Source organism: Thalassospira sp. UBA1131, from assembly GCF_002311515.1.
GTDB lineage: Bacteria > Pseudomonadota > Alphaproteobacteria > Rhodospirillales > Thalassospiraceae > Thalassospira.
In genome coordinates, this window is record NZ_DCAO01000110.1 from 1 (window position 1) to 9,274 (window position 9,274).

General features: G+C 54.2%; 10 protein-coding genes. 6 read left to right on the forward strand and 4 right to left on the reverse strand.

Features of this window, described 5'->3' with window-relative positions:
• Positions 1–49 precede the first annotated feature (49 nt).
• Complete coding sequence (locus tag B3Z49_RS18465) at positions 50–1,432, reverse strand: diacylglycerol/lipid kinase family protein (RefSeq protein ID WP_296993510.1); 1,383 nt, start codon at positions 1,430–1,432, stop codon at positions 50–52.
• Between the two features lie 76 nt (positions 1,433–1,508).
• The gene (locus B3Z49_RS18470; protein WP_008891497.1) at positions 1,509–2,012 is read right to left on the reverse strand and encodes a Dps family protein; all 504 of its coding nucleotides are present in this window, start codon (positions 2,010–2,012) and stop codon (positions 1,509–1,511) included.
• A gap of 228 nt (positions 2,013–2,240) precedes the next feature.
• Between B3Z49_RS18470 and B3Z49_RS18475 the strand changes: the two genes are divergently transcribed.
• Together B3Z49_RS18475 and B3Z49_RS18480 are read left to right on the forward strand one after the other, a co-directional pair.
• The gene (locus B3Z49_RS18475) at positions 2,241–2,696 is read left to right on the forward strand and encodes a hypothetical protein (RefSeq protein WP_063087294.1); all 456 of its coding nucleotides are present in this window, start codon (positions 2,241–2,243) and stop codon (positions 2,694–2,696) included.
• A 133-nt stretch (positions 2,697–2,829) separates the two neighbouring features.
• Positions 2,830–3,384 (forward strand): YqaA family protein, encoded by a 555-nt coding sequence (locus B3Z49_RS18480; protein ID WP_296993516.1) that lies wholly within the window; start codon positions 2,830–2,832, stop codon positions 3,382–3,384.
• Between the two features lie 75 nt (positions 3,385–3,459).
• Here the strand turns inward: B3Z49_RS18480 and B3Z49_RS18485 are convergent, their stop codons facing one another.
• Positions 3,460–3,669 (reverse strand): hypothetical protein, encoded by a 210-nt coding sequence (locus B3Z49_RS18485; protein WP_296993518.1) that lies wholly within the window; start codon positions 3,667–3,669, stop codon positions 3,460–3,462.
• A gap of 344 nt (positions 3,670–4,013) precedes the next feature.
• On the opposite strand from B3Z49_RS18485, the gene B3Z49_RS18490 reads away from it, so the two are divergent.
• From B3Z49_RS18490 to chrA, 4 genes are all read left to right on the forward strand, one after another.
• Positions 4,014–4,541 carry an RNA polymerase sigma factor gene (locus B3Z49_RS18490; RefSeq protein WP_120225833.1) on the forward strand — a complete coding sequence of 176 codons (528 nt, stop codon included), beginning with the start codon at positions 4,014–4,016 and terminating at the stop codon, positions 4,539–4,541.
• Position 4,542: 1 nt separating this feature from the next.
• Positions 4,543–4,785: a hypothetical protein gene (locus B3Z49_RS18495; RefSeq protein WP_064782177.1), complete on the forward strand. Its 243-nt coding sequence runs from the start codon at positions 4,543–4,545 to the stop codon at positions 4,783–4,785.
• Between the two features lie 513 nt (positions 4,786–5,298).
• Positions 5,299–6,774, forward strand: a complete 1,476-nt coding sequence (locus B3Z49_RS18500; RefSeq protein WP_120225550.1) for an AMP nucleosidase — start codon at positions 5,299–5,301, stop codon at positions 6,772–6,774.
• A gap of 7 nt (positions 6,775–6,781) precedes the next feature.
• On the forward strand, positions 6,782–8,209 hold the full coding sequence (gene chrA / locus B3Z49_RS18505; protein WP_296993521.1) for a chromate efflux transporter: 1,428 nt from the start codon (positions 6,782–6,784) through the stop codon (positions 8,207–8,209).
• An 18-nt stretch (positions 8,210–8,227) separates the two neighbouring features.
• Here chrA and B3Z49_RS18510 read toward each other — a convergent pair.
• The coding region (locus tag B3Z49_RS18510) for a serine hydrolase domain-containing protein (protein WP_296993523.1) at positions 8,228–9,274 on the reverse strand (1,047 nt) is incomplete at its 5' end.

Genomic DNA, 9,274 nt, shown 5'->3' on the forward strand with positions numbered 1-9,274 from the left:
ACAGGGTTCGTCAGCAGTCTGAGACCGCCATTTGGCGGTCTTTTTTATCTCAGAGATCCTTGGCGATACGATCCAGCGTTTTGGAAAAATCGACCATTTCCGTTGCCAGCCCGTCGAGGGCCCTTGAGACCTCAGTCGGTTGGTTGTCCAACGTGATGGCGTGTATCTCTGTTGTCAGGGTGTCCGCACGTGCTTTCAGGCCATTGACAAGGCGGGTATCGGCATTGCCCAGCAACCAGCCCATGACCTTGTCGCGGAGTTCTTCAAGGTTCTGAAGATCCGGGTCGGGGGAGGCGGCATTGATCCCGAAGGGACGTACGCCCAGTTCAAGCTGGCGGGCATGGCTGCGCAAATGGCCCGCCGCGTCATGGCAAAGCGATTTGAGCGCGCTGTTCTGTGCGACAGGGTAGATCGCCTCAAGACGTACGGCGAAATCAATGGTGTCGCGCATGACGTCATTAATCTCGTTCTGCTGGGGCAAGGTTTTGGTCTTTGCCTCGCCGTCATTGATGACCTCGTCGACGAAACTGTTGGGGGCAAAGACCGGCAGAACACCCGCACGGATGGCAAATTTGGCCGGAAGTTTGCCGATGATTTCGCCGTCGGCCAGAATGGGCGCACCGTCCTCGCCGTCGACCTTGATTGTGTCGCACTGAATTGACGTCGCATAGCTGCTGTCATCGACAGAGCCAAACAACAGCTCGGCTGCGATATCAAGGCCGCTGAGCGTATCGACACTGTCGCGAATGGCAAACATGTGCAAAAGACCGTCTTCCGGGCTTTTGGTTTCGCTCGGTCGCAATCCACCGCCAAAATATCGGCCATTGGTGATGGTAACCTGGCGCAGCTTCATGGCTTGTGGTTCGTCTTCGCCGCACGTGATGGTCAGATCAAGCGGATCCATTTCATGCCAGCTTTGCCAGTTGGCAACCGCATAGCTGATGGCCCCCAAGGTACGTTTAAGGTCGGGATTGATGCGTTTGCGCGCATCTGCCGGCACGCCAATGCTGGCCGCATTGACAAAGCTTTTGTCATTCACGCTGCCGATATCAAGCATTCTGATCTGGCCGTGGATGGACGCGCGTGCCGCATCAATCAGATCGTCCGGCAATGTCAGGGTGCGGGCAAAATCATTTGCCGTGCCAAGCGGTACCGGGATGAGAACGACCTTTTGCGAAATCACGGTATCAAGGACCGCATTAATGGTGCCATCACCACCGCCGACCGCGACGATATCGCCCGGTGCACAGCTGGTGCTGATCTGTTCCTTGATGACGTCGGGGTTATCGCACAGCGTCAGCTCGGTCTTGTAACCGGCATCTTCGAACACATTGCGCAGCGGCTGTGCGCCGTTATCGCGCCACTCGTCGGGGAGTTTCGACTTCGTCAGCAGCAAGTGGACCTTGCCAGTCAGATCAGAGCTTTTCATCATGCTGTACCGTTGGTTTGGGGGCACAAAAAAGAACCGGCACCCGAAGGCGCCGGTTCATCATATCATATTGGCATGATTACGAGATCGTTGCACGCAGCATCCATGCTGCTTCTTCGTGAACACCGATCCGCTCGGTCAGCATGTCGGCGGTTTTCACATCATCAACTTCCTCGGCGGCAGCCACCCCGTCCCGGAGCAGGCGGGCCATTTTTTCGTGATCCTCGACCAGTTCCTTGACCATGTCTTCGGTCGAAAGAAGTTTGGTCTGATCCTTGATGGACGAGTTTTCCATCATCTCGCTGAGTCCCGTTGGCGCCGTAAAGCCGATGGCGCGGATGCGTTCCGCCATGTCGTCAATGGCGGTGTTGAGGTCCTCGTAATGCTCCTCGGTCATGTTGTGGAGCGAATAGAACGCCGGACCCACCACATTCCAGTGAACACCACGAACTTTGGCATACAGTACATGCGACGAGCCAACGATCTTGGTCAGCATTTTCGCCAGTTCGCGACGATCCTTGCGGTCCACGCCGGTCTCGACGGGAACTTCCTTCGCAACGGTCTGCATACTGCTATGTGCCATAACTAAAACTCCTTTTGTTTACAGCGTGCCCGTGAAATCGGATTGCGCATTGTTTATTGCGCTGTACCCCGTTTCGTATTGTGGGCGCTTGCAGATGAAACGTGCATTCCGCCAGAAGGTTCCAGAAAATAAAATCAACACAATTGGAACATTCTTTCGCACCATCCGTTGTGAATGGTAAGCAGCGTGCAAGTAATTGTGCTGTGTTTGTTTAATAAGGAGGTTGTGATGTTGAACAAGAATATGCTGATGATCGGTACTGTACTTATGTCTGTTTCTGTAATGGCGCCGGCTTATGCCGGGTCTGACAGCTCGGACACCATGGCGACCGACGATGCAGTGAAGTCCGACGTCAATGAGCTGGGCAACGAAATTGCAGCCCAGTATGAAGAAGCCAAAGACTTTACGTTCGAGCAGAAAGAAGACTTCCTTGCCTGGGTTGACGCCAAATCCAAACAGCTTGGCGAACAGTACGACGAGGTTTCTGCCGAAGTTAAGGATGACAGCGAAGATGCTGTCGAAGAAATGGCTGAGGCCTGGGACAGCGCAAGCGATGAGCTGAGCGATGCCCTGGAAAATGCCAAGGATGCATCTGCGGATACTTGGGAAGATGTAAAGGCCAACACTGTAAATGCGCTTGAAGATGCGCAGAAGGCCATCTCGGATACTCAGACCGCCGAATAAGACGTCACAACCTGAACTCGGCGGATGACGTCCGAGGTTAGCAGCCCGCCCGGCTTCGGGCGGGCTGCTTTTATTTTGGGGCAGGACCGCCAACAAGGAACAGAATATGTCGGGCGATAATCAAAAAACAGGAATGCGCATAAAAAACGGGTTGGCATATGCCAAGTCCCGCCTCGCCAAACTTGCAGAGGGACGCAAGGGACTTGGGGGGATATCGGTCGCGTCGTTTCTTGAAACCACGATCATCCCGGTTCCGATCGAAGTCATCGTTGCCCCGATCATGGCAGCTTCGCGGACGCGCGGGTTTATTGTGGCATCCGTAACACTGGCGGGCAGTGTGCTGGGTGCCGTGGCCTTGTATCTTTTGGCGTGGGTTTTGTTTGATGACCTTGCCCAGCCGCTTATTGATCTGGTCGGTGGGCAGCAGGAATTTGAAGATCTGGAAGGCCGATTTGCCGAAGGCGGATTCTGGGTGGTCTTTGCAATCAGTATTACACCGGTCCCGATGCAGCTTGCAGCCCTGGCCGCAGGGGCAACATCCTATCCGATCTGGTTGTTTCTGATTGCGATCACGGCATCGCGTGCGATCAGATATTACGGATTGTGGTTGCTGGTTCTGGGATTTGGCGCAGGAATCGCCCGCATTTTTGAAGGACGCAAACCCGATTTACGGCAAGATGCGACCTGAAATTGGTTGGAAAACACGCCCAAATGAAAAAGGCCCGGCAGTTCGCCGGGTCTTTTTTTGGGAAAATCGAATTTTTTATTCCGTCTCAATACGGAAATCGGTGGTGCTTTTGCCCTCGGTTTCGGGGTCATCGATGTCTTCTGCAACGAGGCCACGACGAATGAGCTCGCGGATTGCGGCAGCTCGGGTCGGCATCCGATGGTCAAAACGCCAGTCATCGATGAATTTCAACTCATCATCATCAAGCATGATCTGGAGCTTTTCTGTTCTCTTCGACGTAGGCACGTGGGGTTTCCTGTAAATTTCAGAGGTTCTTAAAACCGTCCGAAGCCGTTGAAAATCAAAGCGTTCCAAAATTTTGGAGTAACTTACGTTACCGCTGTTTTCTCCGTAACACAACCATCTTGCTGAATTGGCGTAAGTGAGAACACGGACGTAAATGACGTAAAGTAATTATGATGCGTTATTTGCGTACATTGAATAGGTGGAATAATAAGAGTAAAATAAGCTTGTTAATGTTGCGATGTATATTATGTGAAGTACTTGTGTTGAATAAGTAGAGCATACGATTTTACTATCAATTATATTTAGCCCTGTTATGGTCAGTGCATCCGAACAAGGAGGTTGTGATGTCTGAACAAGTGATGAACGAAATCGAAAACCATGTGCCTGCACTGCGCCGTCATGCATATCGTCTGACCGGCAGCAACGACATGGCTCAGGATCTGGTCCAGGACACGCTGTTGAAAGCCATCAGCAAAAAGGACCAGTTCGAAGAAGGCACCAGCCTTAAGGCTTGGTTGCACCGTATTCTGTTCAACACGTTCATTTCCGGAAAACGTCGTGAAAAAACGCGTGGTCCGCAGGTCGACTGGGATGATCTTGGCGACGTCTATGGCCATGGCAGCAATCAGATGGCGCGTTTGCAGCTTCGTGATGCTGACCGTGTGCTTGAAGGCCTACCGGCCCAGGAACGCGAAGCGATCATGCTGACCGCTGTTGATGATGTGTCCTATCAGGACGCTGCCGATCAGATGTGTGTCGAGATCGGCACGGTCAAATCCCGTGTTGGTCGTGCACGCCGCAAGCTGCGCGCATCGGTTGGTCGAATCGAAGCCCGTGAACACGCATCACGTTATGTCTCGGAGGCCGCATGATATGAGCCTGGTTCTTGCGATATATGGCAAAGATCACATTCTTGGCTATGTACGCGGGACGCTTGAAGACGACGAAGAAAAACAGGACATCGAAAGTCTGGTCGAGAGTGACCCGCGCGCTGCCAAGATTGTTAACAAGCTTGAAGTCACCGAAGTTGGTGACCGATGGGCAACCGACAATTCTGCGCGAAGACGACTCGAAAAGTTACAGCGCATCGCCGAGGAGGCAGATGTCCTGGCATAGCGCGAAACCGCAAAATGCCACTTGTGAACAAATAGAATTGACATAAATGACCGCTGGTCATATAAATACAGTACATCAGGGTTGATCGTCTTTTCCCTCAACGTCTAAGGCCCTTCCCTGAAATTCCCGAAACCGTCCCCCGGTTTCGGCATTTTTTTTGCCCTGTTTTCAAAATACCGGTCGTTTCACGCCGCCCGCTTTGCGTGCAGACCTTGCGGGTTATGACGGTCTCCTCAAAACTGTCATTTGGAATTTTTGAAAATAGACCCGACATATATTTCATAAGTTTCTGAAAATGCCGGGAAAGGTCCGAATTATAAACTTTCCGATATCCACAAATCAGCGGTTTTGACGTCTGGATTGAAAGTGATGGCAAAGTTTTCGGTTGTCAGAAGCCGGGCGAGCGGTGATAAATCTCTCGCTCCAAGGGGTTTTGTCATTGATCCGTCGCTGTTTTATGCTTCGTGATCTGGCAAAAGACCCAAACAACAATAACAAAAAGGAGCAACCAATATGGTTTCAGAAGTCCATGGATCGGTACGCGATCTGTTTGAATTCACGGACGCAGACCGGGCACTTGCGCGCATCAAGGATATTTATGCGACCGGTGCCAACGCCGTCCAAGAGGCCTTTAACCGTTTCGGTCAAGGCCAACAATCTTCCCCGATACGTGCTTACTATCCGTATCTCGGCATCGAAGTGCCGCCGGAAAAGCTGCATGTCGAAAGCACCCTGTCATTTGGCGCACCGCGCGATCCGGGTGTTTATGGAACGACCCTGACCCGGCCCGACCTGTTTGAAGAATATTACCGCGAGCAGATCGAACTTCTGCTCAAAAACCATGACGTTCCGGTCGTGGTGGGGGTTTCGGACCGTCCGATCCCCGTGCCGTTTCTGGTTGAAACGGCGACTGATAGTATCGGTCCGAACGATATCCGCCCGATGCAGCTGATTTTTGATATGCCCGATCTGGCGCGTACCGATGATGATATCGCCAATGGCGTTCATTACGGTGCGAACGCGACCCCGGGGCCAAAGCCATTGTCGCTGTTTTCCGGTGAACGTGTGGATTATTCGCTGGCACGCCTGCGTCACTACACGGCAACAGCCCCCGAACATTTCCAGAAGTTCGTTCTGTTCACCAACTATCAGCGCTATGTCGATGAATTCATCGAATTCGCCAAGGCACAGCTTGATGACCCGAAAAGCCCCTATGTCGCGTTTGTCGAGCCGGGGCCGAAAGTCAGCGTGCGCAAAAACGCGCCCAAGGGCTGGGTTGAAAGCGGTGAAGCGGTCAAGCAACTGCCGCAGATGCCATCCTATCACCTGATCCGCGAAGATGGTCTTGGGGTTACGCTGGTCAATATCGGTGTGGGGCCGTCGAACGCCAAAACGGCAACCGACCATATTGCCGTTCTGCGACCGCATTGCTGGTTGATGCTGGGGCACTGTGCCGGATTGCGGCGTAGCCAGCTGCTTGGTGATTATGTTCTGGCACATGGCTATGTCCGTGACGATCACGTGCTTGATTCGGACCTGCCGCTGTGGATTCCGGTGCCGCCAATTGCCGAGGTGCAAGTCGCCCTGGCAGATTCGGTCACCAAAATCACCGGTCTTAAGGGCCGTGAAATGAAGGCGCGCATGCGCACCGGGACGGTGGCAACCACCGATAACCGGAACTGGGAACTGCGTTATAGCGAACTGTTTGTTCGCCTCAACCAGTCACGCGCGATCGCAGTCGATATGGAAAGTGCCACCATTGCCGCCAACGGTTTCCGGTTCCGGGTACCGTATGGCACGCTTTTGTGTGTGTCGGACAAACCGGTTCATGGCGAATTGAAGCTGCCTGGCATGGCGAACAATTTCTATCGCCAGCGTATCGGTCAGCATTTGCAGGTGGGCCTTGATACGATTGATACGCTTCGTCAGGACGTCAATCAGCTCCATTCGCGTAAATTGCGGTCCCTGGACGAACCAGCCTTCCGCTAAGGCGTGAATGATCAAACCAAAACCCCGCCTGTGGCGAACTGCCGCAGGCGGGGTTTTGTTATGGAATTGTGACGAATGGCTGTGGTCCCGATTTTGGCTTTGCCGCCTTTCGATGATTGCGTATGGTCAGGCAAAATCAGGGGTAGGGCAGGACAATCACATGCCAAATGCAACGCCACACAACAAAACCACAAAAAGTTCCACGGATAACCCGGTGCCTTCATTGCCGATTGGCGGTGTTGGTCTTTGGCAAATCTTCCTGATCTTTCTGCGTCTTGGCTTGACCAGTTTTGGTGGTCCTGTTGCGCATATCGGCTATTTCCGTGAAGAGTTCGTTGCGCGCCGCAAATGGCTGAGTGATGCGCGCTATGCCGATCTGGTGGCACTTTGCCAGTTCGTGCCGGGGCCTGCCAGTTCGCAGGTCGGCATGGGTATTGGCATGGCGCTTGGTGGTTTGCGCGGATCGTTGGTCGCCTGGCTTGGATTTACCATGCCATCCGCGATTGTATTGGCTGCCCTTGGCATGGCGTTTGTCGGATTTGATCTTGGCACGGTCGAGGGGATCATTCGCGGCCTTAAACTGGTTGCGGTCGGGGTTGTGCTTCATGCGCTGCTTGGCATGGCACGCAGCCTATGTCCGGATGTCCCGCGTGCCATTCTTGCCGTGTTGGCTGCGGGTATCATGATTGCCAGTGAAACGGTGATGGCGCAGTTTGGCGTCATCCTTGGCGGGATGCTCGCGGGCTTTTTGATGCTTCGGGGCAAGGTCGGCGTGAATGCCGATCCCGGACATGTGCTACGCTCGGCCAAGGGGGCTGTTGCGGCCCTTTGCGCATTCTTTGTTTTGCTTGTGTTGTTACCCATTTTGGCAAAGCTTGATCCCACCGGACTTTTTGCCGTGATTGACGGCTTTTATCGCAGTGGTGCGCTTGTGTTTGGCGGCGGGCATGTGGTTTTGCCCCTGTTGCAAAATGCCGTGGTCACACCGGGTTGGGTCGATGCCGAGACTTTCCTTGCGGGATATGGCGCCACCCAGGCCGTGCCCGGTCCGATCTTTACCTTTGCCGCCTATTTGGGGGCGGCCCTTCATACCGGGTCCGGTGGTACGGGGCTTTGGGTCAGTGCCACCACATCCCTTGTGACATTGATCGCGATTTTCCTGCCGGCATGGTTATTGGTGGTCGGCCTTTTGCCGTTCTGGGATCGTGTGCGGCATATCCCGTCAATGCGGGCCGGACTGATGGGGGTGAATGCCGCCGTGGTCGGCCTTTTGGCGGCGGTTTTGTATGACCCGATCTGGACAGGGGCCAATCTTGATATCTTTGATATCGGATGCGTGATTTTGGTTTTCGCAATCCTGCAATGGCGGATTGCCCCGGTCTGGGCCGTGGTCGGTGCTGGTGCTGTGGTTGGGTATCTGACGGGTCTTTTGTGATTGCACCAACTGGCGCAATCAGCCGTCATTTGCCCCGGTCGTTGTGGCGCCCGATCCGATCGGCGTATCCGCCGGGGTATCTGAAGTCGCCGGGAAAATGGCACTTAGATCGGCAATGAACTGACGCAGCTTGAAAGCGCCGGAATTGCGGGTGACGCCGAAACGCGCCACCACGAGGTTTCTGGATGGAATGACGGTAAGCGACTGGCCATCATGACCAAGCGCGAAATAGGCGTCTTCGGGGATCTGCGGCACGTCATTAAGGGGTGTGCCATCCTCGTTTCGGCTGCCGGGCAGATCAATCCACCAATGCGCGCCATAAAGACCATACGGGTCTTCTGCGGCGGGGCTGGTGGAATATCCGACCCATCCCTCGGGCAGCAGGCGCTCCCCCTCCCACACGCCGTCTTGCAGGAACAACTGGCCGATCTTGGCCCAGTCGCGTGCGGATGCATGCATGAAGCTTGAGGCGATAAAATAGCCTTCAGGGTCGGTTTCGATCACCGCACTGCTCATGCCAAGCGGACGGAACAGAAGTTCTGTCGGTCGGCTGAGATAGGTCGAACGTGACCCGCTCAGATTACGAATGGCTGCTGACAGGATGTTGCTTGCCCCGGAATTATAGGCGAAATCACTGCCCGGTGTGTTTTCCAGCGGCATGGATACCGCATAACCTGCCGCCGCAGGTTCGATAAACAGCATCTGCACCACATCCGATAGCGGATTGGCATAGCTTTCATCGAACTCAAGGCCGCTTCGCATGCGAAGCAGATCATCGTAATTGATGGTTGCGCGCGGGTCGTTTGGCTCTGCCTGCCATTCGTTGATCAGAACCGGGTCCTGGATGTCGGGCATCATGCCTTCGAACTGCATGCGACCGAGGATGACGTTGAAAACGCTTTTGGTCATCGACCAGCCGGGCAGTGGCGTGTCGGCTGTAATGCCCGCGGCATAGCGTTCCGCGACCACCTTGCCATCATGCAGGATCACAACCGCACGTGTCCGCCGTTCCGGATGCAGGCCCGGCTCATCCATGACGTCAAACAGGATGTTGTTAAGCGCCCG